Origin of the sequence: Microcystis sp. LE19-131.1A (genome assembly GCF_027532015.1) — a bacterium.
Classification (GTDB): domain Bacteria; phylum Cyanobacteriota; class Cyanobacteriia; order Cyanobacteriales; family Microcystaceae; genus Microcystis; species Microcystis ichthyoblabe_A.
The window spans coordinates 1-15,809 of the sequence record NZ_JAPZSS010000224.1; the positions used below are offsets into that span (position 1 = coordinate 1).

The window sequence follows — 15,809 nt, forward strand, 5'->3', positions numbered from 1 at the left end:
TCGGAAACCTCCGTCTCGGCGCTGATGTCGGGGGTGGTGGTAAAAGCTGGCATTTTTCCCCTCCTGCGCTGTGCTTTAATCCTAGAGGATTTGGATCCCCTAATTCGGCTTTTGGGGGTGCTAACGGCGATTTTTGGCGTATCCTATGCGGTGTTTGAAAAGGATAGCAAGCGGATGTTAGCCTTCCATACTATTTCCCAATTAGGTTTTATTTTAGCCGCCCCGGTAGTCAGTGGTTTTTATACCCTTACCCACGGTTTAGTTAAATCTTGCCTATTTCTGTTAGCGGGAGTTTTACCCAGCCGCAATTTTAAAGAATTACAGCAACAATCGATTCCTAATTCCCTCTGGATTGCCCTCGTGGTTGCTAGTTTTTCTATCTCTGGATTCCCCTTATTATCCGGTTTTGGGGCGAAAGCGTTAACGATGAAAAATTTAGTCCCCTGGCAAGAGATTATGATCAATCTTGTGGCGGTGGGGACGGCGATTTCCTTTGCTAAATTTATCTTTTTACCCCACGCGGGTGGCGAAAGTAAACAGAAGCTAACTATCGGTTTCTGGATAGCAATAATTCTACTCCTTGCCGCCCTATTTTTATCCAATGCCGTCTATGTGGAAGCTTATAATCTCCCCAATCTTATCAAAGCTTTAGCCGTCATCGGTGCCGGGTGGTGGTTATATCTGGTAGTTTTCAAAAAGTTATCCCTAAAATTATCACGAGCTTGGGAACAATTTGATAATATCGTCGGTATGATGAGTATAATGTTAGTTCTATTATTTTGGATGGTATTGGCATGATTGGACATATAATTCTGCGTTTAACTATGTGGTTTTTGCTCACCGCTAATTTTACCCCTGCTAATATTATGATCGGGGTGGCTATTGCTTTTCTTTTGCCCCGTAATTTCGCCTCTAGCGAAACTTTAGGCGATTGGTTAAAGGTAATAATTAAAGTCTTTATGGCTATTCCCCAAGCTTATAAAGAAGCGTTTGAAATTATCTTTCGTCCCCACAAGGAAGAAGAAATTATTTTAGAGAGAATTTCGGGTAAACGTTCACCCAGATTGGCTTTTTGGGATATATTTCTCATTACCTTTACCCCGAAAACTATCGTCACCGAATACAAGGAAAATGAGGGTTATGAAGTTCATGTAATTAAACGGAGTCAACAGGGATGAATATTGTTCTCATTGCCATGATTGTCGCCCTATTAATTCCCCTTTATGAAGTGGCAAGAAATGATGACATCTGGCAAAAAATGGCCGCCTTTGCCAGTGCTTCCAGTAAATCATCGATTATTATTCTAGTGGTGTCGGTTCTGCGGGATGATTGGATGATTGGAGTGGTAGCAGTGATTATTCTCAGTGTTGGTAATGCCGGTTTTATGTTATTAGCACAAATTCTTAAACGATTGAACGAATCATGATTGACATTTTCAGTTATATCTGCATCGCTATCGGAGTTTTTTTCTGGTTTTGGGGAACGGCGCATCTTTTAGACAAGCGCTCGGTATTATATAAATTACATGGTCTATCTGTCGCTGATACTTTGGGTTCGATGGCGATTATTTTCGGGCTACTTTTGAAAGTTCCCCAAAATTGGCCTTTATTATTATTGGCAATAATTTCCCTAGCAATTTGGAACACCATGTTAGGCTACGTTTTGGCTTATACTTCTAGCGATCGAGAGTAAAATTAAAGATGAATGAAAGTTATCTCTATGTTATTGTTGCCCTCTTGCCTTTAACTGCGGCGATGGTGATGTTACAATCTAATCCCTACCAAGCTTTAGTAATTCGCGGAGTTTTAGGGGCAATAGCAGCCTTAGTTTATGCTTTATTAGGGGCAGCAGATGTATCTTTAACCGAAGCTTTGATGGGAACCATGTTAGCTGTAACCCTCTACGCGGTGGCGATTCGTTCCTCTTTAGTGATGCGTTTAGGAGTAATTGCCGAGGAAACCGATACAGTTTTAGAACAGTTAAAAACTCAACTACAAACGGTTTTAAGTAAACGTTTTATGCGGTTAGAATTAGTTGCCTACAGTGATAAACAAGCTTTGCAACAGGCACTTATAGATAAGGATATTCATGCCGTCTGTATCCGTCAAGACAATCCAGAAACCATCCCCTACGAAACCACAATTAGATTACCCTATCTCTACGATATTTTTAAAAATGAATTAACGGCAGTCAACACGATTTTAACCTGTATTGAAACCCCCAAATTAGAGGAGAAACACTAATGAAATGGATTTATACTCTAGCCGCCATTGCCTTCGCTGTCAAAATGGTAATTATTCCCAATACTGCTTCCTCTATATTATCCCTAGACATTGTTGAATCCCTAGTGCGCGACGGCGGTGTTCCTAATGCGGTTTCGGTGGTTATTTTTCGTAATCGTCTCTACGATACCATCTATGAAGTGATTGTTTTTACCATTGCGATTATGGGGGCGAATTTTCTTTTAGCCACCGAAAAACCTGCCAGTAAAATCCATCAATTTACCGACCAACCTTCAATTATTTTAGCCCGTTTAGGGTCAACAATTGCCGCTTTAGTGGGCATTGAATTAGCTATCCGCGGACATTTAAGTCCGGGGGGAGGTTTTGCCGCTGGAGTCGCCGGAGGTACGGCAATTGGCTTAATAGCAATTACCTCGTCTCCCGAATGGATGCAAGCAATTTATCGCCGTTGGCAAGCGGCAACATGGGAGAAAATTTCCGTCTTAGTTTTTATTGTTTTAGCCGCCATTACTCTCTCAGGATTTGAGTTACCCCACGGGGAATTAGGGGCGCTATTTAGTGGGGGTATTTTACCGATACTAAACATTTTAGTCGCCGTTAAAGTAGCTTTAGGTTCTTGGGCAGTAATCCTCGTTTTTATCCGTTATCGCGGTTTATTGTGAGAGGTTAATATAGTCATTTCAATTAAGATTGAGAATATCAATGTCGGGGTAAGCGCATCTTAACAATCCTTGACAAAATGAACTTTATGTGAGTTGCTTACCCAGAGGACGATTCAAGCATATTTGAGTAGAATTTACCATCTCAATTGTTAAGCAAAAATAGACCAAATGGGTCGATTTCCTAACTATTCTAATCGACTGGTATCACTTGAAAGTCCCACGCGGATCACAAAATTGGCCAATTGTCAATAGCGCTTGAGACGCTTTCACCCTGCTCGCTTCCCCACTTCTCTCTCCCTAACCCCCAACAGCACAAATTAAGTTTTGTATCAAAAATTTGCTAATTTTGCTGTTATGTGCTATACAGTTACGCATCAAAACAGGATAGAAAAACGAGATTTTCTTAATTACCAGACATTTTCTCAAATTTTATGGCAACTCTCCCAGAGTCAAATTATCCTGAAAGAAATCCTCTCCTAGAAAATCCGACAAGACTCAGAGAAATTGTAGCCATTAATGCTTTTATCCTTGTATTAGGACTTCGATAATGAAAGAATTGGAGCGATACTATAAAGTTTTAGGGTTAGATCATGGGGCATCTCTCGATGAGATCAATCAAGCCTACAGAGATTTGGTGTTTATTTGGCATCCCGATCGCATTCCCAAAGATAATCAGCGTCTTTTGGAAAAAGCCACCGCTAAACTGCAAGAAATTAACCAAGCTAGGGAACAATTGCGGCAAATTCATCAAAATTCTCCTAAACGCTCCAATTCCGCCCCTAAAACTGAAACACAGCCCGCCCACGCCTATAAAACTGCTTCTCCCTATCAGCCTCACCCTAGCCAACCCAGCCAAAATTCCCAAACCCACAGTCATAAAACCCACAGTCAACAAACCCATAGTCAACACAGCCACTCCCAGAATAACCATCAGGTTCACAATCATGGCGCCTGGCGCCCTCACTATCGGGATTTAAACGGAGCCGATTTACAGGGAGCTAACCTGAAAGAAAAAGATCTCTCTAGTCGCAGTCTCATCGGGGCTGATTTAAGCCATGCCGACTTAAGCGATAGTTTCCTGCACAAAATTAACCTAGAAAAAGCTAATCTGTACAAAGCTAATCTTTTTCGCGCCAATCTCCTCGAAGCTAACCTTAAGGGCGCAAATTTACAGGAAGCCAATCTCATCGGGGCGGATTTAAGCGGGGCGGATCTGTCGGCGGCGGATTTACGCGGGGCAAAAATTGGCTTTGGTAAGCGTATTATGGTGAAATTAACCGGGGCAATTTTAACAGGAACAATTCTCCCCGATGGTTCGATTCATCAATGAATAACCTCCTGCTAATTTTGATTTTTCTTTAATAGGAACTATCACCTGATGGGCATTTATTACACAATCGCTGCTGTTTTTCTAGGGATGCAATTAGCTGCAGGAGAAAATTTAGCGGCGGCAAATCCTGATTTTCTCCAGCTGCAGAAAGCTTTAGAAAAACACAATTTCATCGTCAAAATTGCCCCGCCACCAGCACGAGGAGCCTACGGTTTATTTGATAGTAAAACTAGAATTATTTGGATTCATCCCCTAGTTTTTGACTTAGGTATTGCCCGACCAACATTAATTCATGAAGCTGTCCATGCCGCTCAACTTTGTCATGGAGGCAAAACAGTTAAAGCTCTTAATTTAGCCATAGAACCACCAGCAATGACCAGAAGATTTTTTATGAATTATCAGGGTTTTAGCAGACAAATCGAAGCCGAAGCCTATACTATTCAAGTTCAGCCCGATGGTCTAGATTTAGTGATTTCTTTACTGCAAAAATATTGTCCTTAGAAAACCTGTTCATAAATCTACCAATCCCGTTCTAATTCTTCGGCCACACGACGATAATCGGCGCTGGCTTCCTGGGCATTTTTACCGCGCCAATTGGTAATAGCAACCCCGTCTAAAACGGCTTTTTCGTGGGCCTTATAATTTCTGACAAAAGCATGACAAGCGGGAATACCTAATTCTAATAGAGTATTTTGTGCTTCTAAAGTTTCCTTAAGACTGCGAGAATCCACTTTTGTTAATAAAACCCGATAGGCAATTCCTAGGGGTTTAACTGCCGTGCGTACCGTGTCAATTAAAGCCATTAAATCCATCGGTGCGGGAGGAGTCGGTAAAATTAAATAATCTGATTCTGCTATTACTGCCGTAAGTAATTCGGAACGCAAAGCTGGTGGTGTGTCAATCACGATCAGATCATACTCGATAATTTGACGCAATTCTCCTAATTTCTCTGTATTAATTTGTTTGGCTAAATCAAATACCATACCCGCTTGATTTCTTTCTACCCACCAAGTGGAGGAACCCTGGGGATCCGCATCCACAAGCAAAACACGCTGATTCTGTCCCCAAATTGCCGCTAAATTAACCGCAGTGGTGGTTTTACCCACACCACCTTTACCGTTGACAACAGCGAGAATTTTTGGGCTATTAGGCTTTAATTGCGAGGTCATTTTCAGTTATCAGTTATCAGTTATCAGTTAAGTAAGTAGGCGTTAAAAGTTATCAGATGCCCCTCTTATTAAGGGGGTATCCCCCCGCCTACCGGCACCCCCCTTATCAAGGGGGGCAGGGGGGATCGAACCTAAAATCTATCTTCAATTTAATTATAACCAGCTACTTATCAGTTATCAGTTATCAGTTACCAGTTACCAGTTATCAGTTATCAGTTATCAGATTTGAGTTTTAAGTTCACTGATTACTGTTTACTGATTACTGATCACTGAATATAACTAACCAGAAAGTTTTTGATCTAAGATTTGGCTAGTTAATTTAGGATCGGCCTTACCGCCGCTTTTTTTCATGACTTGACCGACAAAAAATCCCTTAAGATTGGTTTTACCAGACCGGAATTTTTCTAACTCGCTTGGATGGGAGGCGATAATTTCCTCGATCAGTTTTTCGATCGCAGAAGTGTCAGAAATTTGTATTAATCCTTTCTTTTCCACCAGCGCTTTGGGTGAACCGCCTTCGGTGAGAAGTTCCGGTAAAATTTCCTTAGCAATTTTGCCACTAATTGTTCCCGTTTCAATCAGTTTAACTAATTCAGCTAAGTCTGACGCTTGCAGGGCAATTTCCGTGATCATCAGCTTATTATTATTCAAATAAGCGGCGATATCTTGACTGATCCAGTTAGCGACTAATTTCGCATTGGCCCCCGCAATTACGGCAGTTTCAAAATATTCGGCCACGGTGCGATCATCGGTCAAAACCCTGGCATCGTAGGGGGAAAGACCAAATTCTTCTTCATAACGACGACGTTTACGAGCGGGTAATTCCGGTAATTCTTCTGCCCAAGCTTTTAACTGTTCGGGGGAGACTTCTAGGGGGGGTAAATCCGGTTCGGGAAAATAGCGATAATCGCTAGAACCTTCTTTTTTCCGCATACTAATCGTCCGTTGAGTAGCTTCTTCCCAAAGACGGGTTTCCTGTACGATTAGTTCGCCATTTTCGATCGCTTCAATTTGTCGATCAATCTCGTATTCTATGGCTTTTTGGATAGCACTAAAGGAGTTCATATTTTTAATTTCTACCTTAGTCCCGAACTTTTTAGTGCCTTTTTTGCGAACAGAAATATTGACATCGCAGCGCAGGGAACCTTCCTGCATATTACCGTCACTGATGCCGAGATAACGCACTAAACGCCGTAATTCTTGGGCATATTCCGCCGCTTCGGCCCCGGTGCGTAAATCCGGTTCCGAGACGATCTCCAATAATGGTACACCTGTACGATTAAAATCCACGAGGGAATGGGTGGAACCGGAGAGACGTTCGCTGCCAGCATGAACCAGTTTTCCCGCGTCTTCTTCCATGTGCAGACGGGTAATGCCGATAATTTTGCGGCTAACTTCCTTAGTTTTTTTATCGACGATCTCGATTTCTAGTTGACCCTGTTCGACAATAGGGAGATCATACTGGGAAATTTGATAATTTTTCGGCAGGTCGGGATAAAAATACTGTTTGCGATCGAATTTGCTATGAGGTGTGATTTTACCATCGATAGCTAATCCCAGTTTAACGGCACTGGCCAGGACTTCTTGGTTAAGGACGGGTAATACCCCCGGATAACCCAAACAGATGGGACAGACGTTAGTATTGGGGGGACTATCGAAGTTGGTGGGACAGGAACAGAATATCTTGCTTCTGGTGTTGAGTTGACAGTGGGTTTCTAAACCGATAATTGCTTCGTATTCAGTGGCAGACATATTTTCTCGCTCTCGCCGACACAGGAATGATCTGTTTAATCATTATAGTCGCGATTCTGGATCATTCCCTCCCTTCATAAAACTTAATACTGTAGTTACTAATAACTTTATGCACCTTTAATATAGCTCAAAAAAGATAATTTATTCAACCAATGTCCGCCATTATTTTAATAATATCAAAGGTATAAAACAGGGAAGCTTATCGATAGTTTTTCACCGATAAACCTAGCTTTTCTAGTAGCGACCACCGACCAGCGACTCCCGAAAACGAAAACTTCCCACCTCACCATGAAGATAACCGACATAAATCGTAGCAAAAATTAACTTCTAGAGGCGGGATATTCGCTTAGTATAGAAACAGAGAGATTATGTCCAAGAACTGACCCCATAGCCGGACAAAAGCAATATAAGCGGCGAAAGTGAGCATTTTCTAGGCAAATATTGCCTTAGTAAGTAGGTGGATGTTAAAAATTGTCAGATACCTCCCTTATTAAGGGGGGATCGGCACCCCCCTTATCAAGGGGGGCAGGGGGGATCAAGGACAAAATCTATCTTCAATTTAATTGAAACCACTTACTTAATTGACGATTTTTACTTTTTACTTAATTTTATGTCTTTAACTCTCTCAGAACAACTCAAACGAGAACAATTATCCTACCCTCAAACTCTCCTCCATCATCTGCAAAAGTTACGGCATTTTGTAACAGTGGAAGGAGAGGAGAAATTGCAGCAGTGGAAAAACCTGATTGAAAAGGATAATTTTCAACCTAGCACCCGTAATTTAGCCTATTATCTCGCCCTGAGACAAGAAGATATCCGGGATTTACAATTAGCTTTAATGCCCTGGGGATTATCTTCCCTAGGCCGGATTGAATCGAAAGTTTTACCGACTCTCGATGCCGTAATTGCCACTTTAGGGGCGGTTTGTCATCAAGAAGCCTCATTATTACCCAAACATCCCCCTTTAGAGGCATTTTTCCAAGGAGATCAACTTTTAGCCTCCCATAGCGCCGAAGTTTTTGGTCTGTCTTCCCCCCGGCGTCGGGTGCGAATTATGGTGACAATGCCGACGGAGGCGGCAACCGACCCCGATTTTATCGCCCAATTACTGCGTTGCGGGATGGACTGTATTCGCATTAATTGCGCCCATGATGGACCCAAAGAGTGGCAGGGAATGATTGAAAATCTGCGCGAGGCAGTCAAAAATCCCGAAAATTTAGTCAATGGACATACCTGTAAAGTTTATATGGACTTAGCCGGTCCAAAAATCCGTTTAGAACAGATTTTAGCTCCCCAGTCCCAAACCAGACTATATCAAGGGGATTTTCTCCTCTTAACCACCCAACCGCCCCATACTGCCCATCCTCAGTATTTTCAGGCTAATTGTTCCCAACCGGAAATTATTCCCCAAATTCCCGTCGGGGCGAAAGTTTGGATTGATGATGGTCATATTGGGGCTGAAGTTATTGCCATAATGCCGGAAGGTCTTTTACTAAAAATTACCCACGCCAGGGAGAAAGGGGAAAAACTCAAAGCAGATAAGGGACTAAATTTCCCCGATACCGTCTTAAATATCGATCCTTTGACCGCAAAAGACCGGCAAGATTTAGATTTTATTGCCGAAAATGCCGATATTATCGGTTACTCTTTTGTACAAAAAGCCAGCGATATCGAGACACTACAGCTAGAGTTACAAAGTCGTTTGGGGGATGCTTGGCGACAAAAAGCAATTGTGGCCAAAATAGAAACACCTTTAGCCGTGAAAAATCTACCGGAATTAATCATCCATGCCGCCGGTAAACAACCTTTTGGGGTGATGATTGCCCGGGGTGATTTGGCCGTAGAAATTGGCTATCAAAGATTAGCAGAAATTCAAGAGGAAATTCTCTGGTTATGCGAAGCGGCCCATATTCCAGTAATTTGGGCTACCCAAGTCCTAGAAAATCTGGTCAAGAAAAGTATTCCCTCCCGGGCCGAGATTACCGATGCCGCTATGGCCGAAAGGGCCGAATGTGTCATGCTGAATAAGGGGGAATATATCCGCGAAGCGGTGACAATTCTCGATGATGTTTTACAAAGAATGCAGACCCACCAAGCTAAAAAAACGCCCCAATTACGCGCTCTCCATTCTTGGGTTTAGGCAGTTTCAGTTATCAGTTATCAGTTATCAGTTATCAGTTATCAGTTATCAGTTATCAGTTATCAGTTATCAGTTCACTGTTTACTGTTTACTGATCACTGAAAAAACTACCCACTCCCCCACACCTTGGCTCTTCTAGGTTCTGTGTGATAAGTTTAACTTACATAGGATCGATCTTTGTGTCCTTTGTGTCTTTGTGGTTCGCTCCACTCCCTCGCTAGGAGTAATGTATCTTAGAATACATTTTACCCACCAAACCTGGGAGAGCCACACCTTTTCAACAGGATTGAGAATCAGAGGCAAATTAACGCATATTATTGACCGCACCGCTAACCAAACCAGCGCTAACATAGCGACCATAACCATCAAGACGGTTTTGTTGAGCGATTCGGGAGGGATTATTGACGAGATCGGCAACTCCCACACCCATCATCACCACGGAGATAACTGCGATTAAGTAGTTACGGACAAAAGTTGGATTTTGGTGGCTGACTAACATGGTTGTTACCTCTCTTTCCTGTCGATAACCTTAGAATACGAGAGGGTTTGGGGTGATGTCAGTCCCATAATTCCGGGTGACAGAAGTGGAAAAAAGTGGAATCCACAGATAAGCTATGATTTTTTGTCGATTAGAATCGGTAAATAGGGAATCGGGAACAGGAAAAGGGCAATATTCGTCGCTTATATGGTTAAATAATCAGTAAATTGGCTAAAAACTGACATATTCTCCAGAATATGACCCTAGAAACAGCGATTATGACCATAAAATTTTTCTGGCCTTTAGTTTTAGGATTATCTATTGTTATTATTGACAATGGGCAATATTTGAGAGCAGAAACGGTAACTTTGAGCGCCAGTCAACGGCAACAACTGCGATCGCTAGATGCTAAGATTATTTTACCTAACTATATCCCCCCCGGATTTCGGGCCAGCGAGATTAAAATCCTCGCAGAAGAGGGGAAAGGATACGCAGTCCTCTTTGAAAATGCCGAGAATAGCTGTTTTTTGGTGGAAGGAATCGAAAACGCCAGGGGCGATGATGGTTTAGAATTAGAGGGAACCCTAGCACTCAATTCCCCACTATTTGGAGAAGGATACTGGCTTAATTATGGTACACCCAAAGACTCGGAATTAAGGCAACAATTCCCCGAACCCGATTTATATTCCGATTGGATGAAAATGGGAGAATATTTTTATCGTCTCAGTGGGGCATTAATTGCCCGGGAGGAGTATGATTATCCTAATTGCCGTCAAGATATTTCCCCATCGGAAGCGGTTAAAATAATCGAATCTTTTGGAGATAACAATTAAATTGAATTTATCTACAGTCATTTCTAATCTACAACAAAAAGGCAAGGAGCGGTTAGCTTGGTCTGATTTTTGTTGGTTAGGATTAGTAATAATTTTGGGACTGGTTATTAGGTTAACACAATTAACGAGCAAACCTCCCTGGACGGATGAATTTGCCACTATGGTTTTTAGTATTGGCAATAATTACCAGATAGTGCCGTTAAATCAAATAATTTCCCTAGACACTTTATTAGCACCTCTCCAGAGCAACCATCAGGCAACTATTGCCGATGTAATTAAATTAGTTATTCAGGAGGACAATCATCCACCTTTATATTTTATTTTCGCCTATTTCTGGAATAAATTATTCTTTGATCGGGGAGAATATGTATCTTTAGCAGGAATGCGATCGCTGGCAGTATTTTGGGGAGTTATTTCGATTCCTCTAATTTATTTTATCAGTAAATTGGTCTTTAAATCTGGCTCGATCGCTTTTCTGTCGGCGATTTTAATGGCGGTTTCTCCCTACGCGGTTTTTATCTCCCAAGAAGCGCGTCATTATACTTTAGCGGTTGTATTTGTCCTCATATCTTTAGGCTGTTTTCTGAGGGCAAGCAGCAAAATTATCGACCATAAGAGAATATCCCATACTTTGGTTTTTTTCTGGTTAATTGTCAACTGTCTAGGGTTATTAGTCCACTATTTTTTTAGTTTAACTATCCTCGCAGAAGCGATAACTTTATTATTGATTTTATTCAAGCAAATCAAACAAAAAAACTTTTGGATAACTAATTGGTGGCGTTTAAGTTTAGTTTTTTTAGGTAACTTGAGCTTTATTATTATTTGGTTTATCACGTTTGTACCCAAAGATTATGGCAATCAGATGACTGGTTGGATTCAGAGAGACAATGATAGTTTTTTAGCCGTAATTAGCCCCCTTTTTCAGTTACTGGGAACATTAATAACTATGCTTTCCCTGCTCCCCGTCGAATCAGAATCTTTAATAATTATCTTGATTTCTGGGGCAATAATGATCGGGTTTTTTCTCTGGATTATCCCACAATTAAAAACAGCGTGGCTAGACTCCTATAAACCAGAATTAGGCATTCTATCGGCATTTTTTCTCAGTTCAATTGCTATTTTCTTTGTCATCACTTATCTGCTTTCGATCGATATTACCCGGGGAGCTAGATATAGTTTTGTTTACTTTCCCTCGGTAATTTTAATTCTGGCAATTTTATTAGACAATTGTTGGCAAAGGCAGCAGAAAAGAATAGTAATTATTGTAATTATCATGGCTTTAGTTAGTTCCCTAAGTGTGACTTTTAATTTAGGCTATCGTAAGTATTATCGCCCAGATAAATTAGTTACCACTATCGAAAATAATAGCCGTTATCCGTTAGTAATTGCCACTAGCTATAGGAGTTTGGTGCAGGTGGGAGAAATGATGGGAATTGCTTGGGAATTTAACCAAAGATTTCCCGATAAAAACCCTAAGTTTATCTTAGTTAACCCAGAAGAAAAGCCAAATTTTAATCGGTCATCTTCTCCCCCTTTTGAATTATGGTTAATCAATTTCCATTCTTCAATAGATTTATCGGACTGTCAACCTTCAGAGTTGTCCTCCAATTATGTAACAGGTTATCAATATCAAAAGTTTCTCTGTGGGCGATCGATGGATTATAATAATAAAGTTAAGTAGGGCTATTAACTATGATTATTTGGGTAAATGAACAGATTGATCCCTGTGGTTTAGTACAAGCTTGTATTGCCTGTCAAGACGAACAAGCGGCAAAAGATTGTCATCAAAGTTGGTTAACCAATCTTACGGACGAACAAAAACAAGCGGGGTGGGTAGCAGTTTTAAGAACCGTAGAATCCTGGGATGATGTACCAGTAAATGCTCTGAAGTTAAGTTATTAACTAGGGTTTGCGGCAAAAAGTTTTGCGTGGGTGTGGGGTGTTTTTAAAGTTGAATGGGGAGTTAATCCCACTATTAACAATGTCAATCGATGACAAAATTTTGGCTGCCAGAGCTTTGAGAGCAAAAACAGGCGAAAAGACAGAAGAGAAAGGAGATATCTGGCTAAAATAACGTCAGTTCCGGTTAAGCAGATTGTGCCATGACTTTCAGGAAAGAATAGGACTGACTGGCTAAGGTAAAATTAGGGTTTCGGCTTATCTTGAACTGAGGTTAAAATAAAAAATATTTCAGTTATCAATTTTTCATGAATATCAGACAAGAAATCACTTTATTGATGATGTGCATGGCATTTTCGAGTACATTTTTCGGTGAGGTTTTCGCTGCTCCACGTCTTGACTGGCACAGTGCCGATTTTGAAGGTCTGCGAGTAATTGCCGAGTCAGCTTGGAAGACCGAATACGAAGCAAAGAAACGCGGGGAAGAACTACACTTCAAATATGGATTTCAAAATCTGGGTATTCTTTGGATTCCTTACTATAGTAATCTATCGGGAAAATCGCTCTATCAAACAATTATCGTTCCAGAGGGCAATTGTGATCGATTTTTACAAGAGAATATTCGACGAATCAATCGCGATGCCTACTGCTTTACACCCAGTAATCGTGGTTTAGCTCCCAACCGTCGAGGTGGTCGTATTTTCTAATTTTATATCTCCATGGCTGTGGTAATTCTCAACTCAATTTTAGAGTGAGCAAGAAGGCTAAAGCCTAAAATAAAAAAGAGGGCAGGTTTTACCCCACCCTTTGGTCTTATTTTAAACGAATTACTAACCGGCGATCGGGTTCCACGCCGCGACTTTCCGTGGTTAAATCGTTTTCTTCCTGAAAAAAGGCATGGATTTGGCGACGTTCCGCCGAAGATAGGGCTTTTAATTCTATTTCCTGTCCTGTTTGCCGCACTTGCGTCGCCGCTTGATTAACCCAGTCGAAAAGTTCTGACTGTCTTTGTTGACGATAGCCATTGATTTCGACAATATAGAACTGATGTTCTGCCGACTCGACACCAATATTCAGAATCGTATTAGCTAGGGATTGAATCGCATCCAGTCCCTCACCCTTGTTAGCGAGGAGAAGTTCCACTTGTTGGGGACTCAATTGACTGCTATCAATAATTAACCAACAGGAGGAAGGTCTAGTTCCCAATTCCTGCACTCCAATCTGGACATCTGTGGGCATGGCCATCAACTTTAGCAGTTTTTCCAGCCATTGTTTAGCTTTCTCGCTATTTTGCTCCCATATACTCATTACGATGTTTTTTCCTTTTTCTTGCTAGAACGTTTTTCAAAGGGGAGAGCATCGCGGGATTTTTCCGTTTTTTCCTGTTCCGCTACCAATTTTTGCAGGTTTTCCGGTAAAGGTTCCCGCATCAAAATCACCGTTTGAATAGTTTGGAAGATGTTCGCGGTTAAGATATACATCAATACCCCCGCCGGTAAGGGGAAAAACAGGAACATCATACTAAAAATTATCGGGGTGATTTTATTCACCGTTTGCTGTTGTTGGGCTGCTCCCCCCGAAGGAGCGCCGGCGCCGGATAACTCTTGGTTAACATAGATACTAATACCGAAAGCGATCACCATCGCCAAGATATCCCAGTGAATTTCACCATTGGCACCGGTTGCCCCAATTCTTCCCAGGGCCTCAATAAAGAGAAAACCCGTATTAGCGGCAATCCCCGGCACGATAACTTTAATACTGGCATCTCCGGGGGCTAAAGCGACGATGGAACCGTCTTCATTAACTTGCACCAGTTCTTGACCTTTAACCACCTCGTAGGTGGGTTTTAGGTTATTTTCGGGTGCTTCCGTGGCTAATTGGCTTAAAGACTTGCCCTGGTCGTTTTGCAGGTCGATTTTTACCTGTTCTCCCGGGGCGATTTTATTGCCTTGGGGTAAAAAAGCGGTGATGGGATAGTGGAGAGACTCGTCAATATAAACGTTTTGGGGTTTGGTGCCATAGGGTTGGCGCTGGACGAGGGCGATTTGTTCCCTTGGCAGCACCTGTAAATCGACGGTGTAGTTAATATCCGAGAAGGGGGAACCCCGCAGCGTCGCAAATAAAGCCAAAAGAATCGGCATTTGTAATAACAGGGGTAAACAACCGGCTAGGGGATTGCCCAACTCCTGCATTAATTTGCCCATTTCCTCCTGTTGTTTTTGGGGGTCATTTTTGTAGCGTTGTTGAATTTCTGCCTGTCTTTCCTTCATTAAGGGTTGAGTGATTCGCATTTTTCTCATGTTGCGAATCTGGCCGGCGCTGAGGGGAAAGACGGCAAATCTGACCACCAGCGTTAAAGCAATGATGGCGAAACCGTAACTATGCACAATCCGAAAGAAAAAATCTAGGATTGGCAACATGATATTTGTGGAAATAAATCCGACTCCAAAATCCATGGCTTTAATCTATGCCTTCTCGTTTAATGGGGGTTCACTGTTAACAAATCTAATTTATCGAATCTCGGTGATCGATTATTTTGTTTTATTGACTGATGATCGATTCTAGGGGACGACCGGTTTTATCGGCGACTCTTTCGGCAATGTAGTCATGAATTTCCCGGAATTTCGGCATCGCGCGCATTTCTAAACGACTTCTATCCTTGAGAGTTACGACAATGTCTCCCCAAAGACCAATTCCTCTCGGCATTTTTGCCACTTTTGCCACTTCTGAATAGATAATATCTGTGCGATCGCGTCCCATCCAACCCCCAGTGATTGAAATCCGCCGATCGGTTATCTTATATCTTAACCAGATTGCCCGCACCACTGCCCCAACGGTTAAAGGTAAACAAATCACTGTAAATCCTAGCAGTATATTGATGATTAGGTCGCCGATGTGCGGACCGCCTTCATAAAAAGTTTCTTCTTTAATGCCCATGAATTATATTGGCCTTCACTAACAACTGCTTTAATTCTCGCAAAAAATGTTCATAATTGCACTCGATCGCCCCTGGACGGATAATGATTATCCCTCGCCATCCTGCTGCTATTTCTGGCAATAACTGCCGAATTACCGCTTTTATTTGCCTTTTTAGTCGATTACGAACCACCGCTTTTTTACTAACTTTCTTGCTAATCGAGATGCCAAAACGACTGGGAAGAGGCTTATCCGGGCCAGAATCCTCTAAACTAATTAAGGTTAAGTGGGAACCGTGATAACGCTTCCCTGTTCCATAGACAGCTTGAAAATCCTGTCGATGTTTTAAGCGATGAACTTGGGGTAATCCCACGAAAATTAGTCGGT

The 15,809-nt window shown here is 41.8% G+C and carries 20 protein-coding genes; 13 read left to right on the forward strand and 7 right to left on the reverse strand.

Features of this window, described 5'->3' with window-relative positions:
* From O9323_RS16410 to O9323_RS16445, 8 genes are all read left to right on the forward strand, one after another.
* A partial coding sequence (locus tag O9323_RS16410; protein ID WP_272097016.1) for a proton-conducting transporter transmembrane domain-containing protein occupies nt 1-798 on the forward strand: 798 nt, incomplete at its 5' end.
* On the forward strand, nt 795-1,178 hold the full coding sequence (locus O9323_RS16415; protein WP_002752062.1) for a Na+/H+ antiporter subunit E: 384 nt from the start codon (nt 795-797) through the stop codon (nt 1,176-1,178). The genes O9323_RS16410 and O9323_RS16415, both read left to right, overlap by 4 nt.
* Nucleotides 1,175-1,426: a hypothetical protein gene (locus tag O9323_RS16420; protein ID WP_002771873.1), complete on the forward strand. Its 252-nt coding sequence runs from the start codon at nt 1,175-1,177 to the stop codon at nt 1,424-1,426. The genes O9323_RS16415 and O9323_RS16420 overlap by 4 nt, the downstream gene beginning before the upstream one ends.
* Nucleotides 1,423-1,692, forward strand: a complete 270-nt coding sequence (locus tag O9323_RS16425; RefSeq protein WP_002752066.1) for a monovalent cation/H(+) antiporter subunit G — start codon at nt 1,423-1,425, stop codon at nt 1,690-1,692. The genes O9323_RS16420 and O9323_RS16425 overlap by 4 nt, the downstream gene beginning before the upstream one ends.
* An 8-nt stretch (nt 1,693-1,700) precedes the next feature.
* Nucleotides 1,701-2,243, forward strand: coding sequence for a DUF4040 domain-containing protein (locus O9323_RS16430; RefSeq protein ID WP_002752068.1), 543 nt, complete (start codon nt 1,701-1,703; stop codon nt 2,241-2,243).
* A complete protein-coding gene (locus O9323_RS16435) occupies nt 2,243-2,905 on the forward strand; it encodes a Na(+)/H(+) antiporter subunit B (RefSeq protein WP_002752070.1) in 663 nt (220 codons plus the stop codon). Before O9323_RS16430 ends, O9323_RS16435 begins: the two co-directional genes overlap by 1 nt.
* Nucleotides 2,906-3,452: 547 nt before the next feature.
* Nucleotides 3,453-4,235 (forward strand): pentapeptide repeat-containing protein, encoded by a 783-nt coding sequence (locus tag O9323_RS16440; protein WP_002752072.1) that lies wholly within the window; start codon nt 3,453-3,455, stop codon nt 4,233-4,235.
* A gap of 48 nt (nt 4,236-4,283) precedes the next feature.
* Nucleotides 4,284-4,736, forward strand: coding sequence for a DUF8637 domain-containing protein (locus tag O9323_RS16445; RefSeq protein WP_149107541.1), 453 nt, complete (start codon nt 4,284-4,286; stop codon nt 4,734-4,736).
* 17 nt (nt 4,737-4,753) lie between these two features.
* Here the strand turns inward: O9323_RS16445 and O9323_RS16450 are convergent, their stop codons facing one another.
* Both O9323_RS16450 and gatB read right to left on the reverse strand, forming a co-directional pair.
* A complete protein-coding gene (locus O9323_RS16450; protein ID WP_002745320.1) occupies nt 4,754-5,404 on the reverse strand; it encodes a ParA family protein in 651 nt (216 codons plus the stop codon).
* A 279-nt stretch (nt 5,405-5,683) separates the two neighbouring features.
* Nucleotides 5,684-7,156 carry an Asp-tRNA(Asn)/Glu-tRNA(Gln) amidotransferase subunit GatB gene (gatB, locus tag O9323_RS16455; RefSeq protein ID WP_288125440.1) on the reverse strand — a complete coding sequence of 491 codons (1,473 nt, stop codon included), beginning with the start codon at nt 7,154-7,156 and terminating at the stop codon, nt 5,684-5,686.
* A gap of 610 nt (nt 7,157-7,766) precedes the next feature.
* On the opposite strand from gatB, the gene O9323_RS16460 reads away from it, so the two are divergent.
* Nucleotides 7,767-9,296, forward strand: a complete 1,530-nt coding sequence (locus O9323_RS16460) for a pyruvate kinase (RefSeq protein WP_004161938.1) — start codon at nt 7,767-7,769, stop codon at nt 9,294-9,296.
* A 304-nt stretch (nt 9,297-9,600) separates the two neighbouring features.
* Here the strand turns inward: O9323_RS16460 and O9323_RS16465 are convergent, their stop codons facing one another.
* Nucleotides 9,601-9,795: a hypothetical protein gene (locus O9323_RS16465; protein ID WP_002738625.1), complete on the reverse strand. Its 195-nt coding sequence runs from the start codon at nt 9,793-9,795 to the stop codon at nt 9,601-9,603.
* 236 nt (nt 9,796-10,031) lie between these two features.
* Between O9323_RS16465 and O9323_RS16470 the strand changes: the two genes are divergently transcribed.
* The 4 genes from O9323_RS16470 to O9323_RS16485 all read left to right on the forward strand — a co-directional run bounded on the left by O9323_RS16470 (nt 10,032) and on the right by O9323_RS16485 (nt 13,213).
* The gene (locus tag O9323_RS16470; protein ID WP_002738922.1) at nt 10,032-10,607 is read left to right on the forward strand and encodes a hypothetical protein; all 576 of its coding nucleotides are present in this window, start codon (nt 10,032-10,034) and stop codon (nt 10,605-10,607) included.
* Between the two features lies 1 nt (nt 10,608).
* Complete coding sequence (locus O9323_RS16475; protein WP_193977234.1) at nt 10,609-12,288, forward strand: glycosyltransferase family 39 protein; 1,680 nt, start codon at nt 10,609-10,611, stop codon at nt 12,286-12,288.
* 11 nt (nt 12,289-12,299) lie between these two features.
* Entirely contained in the window at nt 12,300-12,509 is a 210-nt protein-coding gene (locus O9323_RS16480) for a hypothetical protein (RefSeq protein WP_002752080.1), read from the forward strand.
* Between the two features lie 305 nt (nt 12,510-12,814).
* Nucleotides 12,815-13,213, forward strand: a complete 399-nt coding sequence (locus tag O9323_RS16485; protein ID WP_002738634.1) for a hypothetical protein — start codon at nt 12,815-12,817, stop codon at nt 13,211-13,213.
* 106 nt (nt 13,214-13,319) lie between these two features.
* Here the strand turns inward: O9323_RS16485 and O9323_RS16490 are convergent, their stop codons facing one another.
* The 4 genes from O9323_RS16490 to rnpA all read right to left on the reverse strand — a co-directional run bounded on the left by O9323_RS16490 (nt 13,320) and on the right by rnpA (nt 15,795).
* A complete protein-coding gene (locus O9323_RS16490; RefSeq protein ID WP_288125441.1) occupies nt 13,320-13,814 on the reverse strand; it encodes a Jag family protein in 495 nt (164 codons plus the stop codon).
* On the reverse strand, nt 13,814-14,962 hold the full coding sequence (gene yidC, locus O9323_RS16495; RefSeq protein ID WP_288125442.1) for a membrane protein insertase YidC: 1,149 nt from the start codon (nt 14,960-14,962) through the stop codon (nt 13,814-13,816). The genes O9323_RS16490 and yidC overlap by 1 nt, the downstream gene beginning before the upstream one ends.
* A gap of 85 nt (nt 14,963-15,047) precedes the next feature.
* The gene (locus O9323_RS16500; RefSeq protein ID WP_002738951.1) at nt 15,048-15,443 is read right to left on the reverse strand and encodes a PH domain-containing protein; all 396 of its coding nucleotides are present in this window, start codon (nt 15,441-15,443) and stop codon (nt 15,048-15,050) included.
* Nucleotides 15,433-15,795 carry a ribonuclease P protein component gene (rnpA, locus tag O9323_RS16505; protein ID WP_002752083.1) on the reverse strand — a complete coding sequence of 121 codons (363 nt, stop codon included), beginning with the start codon at nt 15,793-15,795 and terminating at the stop codon, nt 15,433-15,435. The genes O9323_RS16500 and rnpA overlap by 11 nt, the downstream gene beginning before the upstream one ends.
* Between the last annotated feature and the right edge of the window lie 14 nt (nt 15,796-15,809).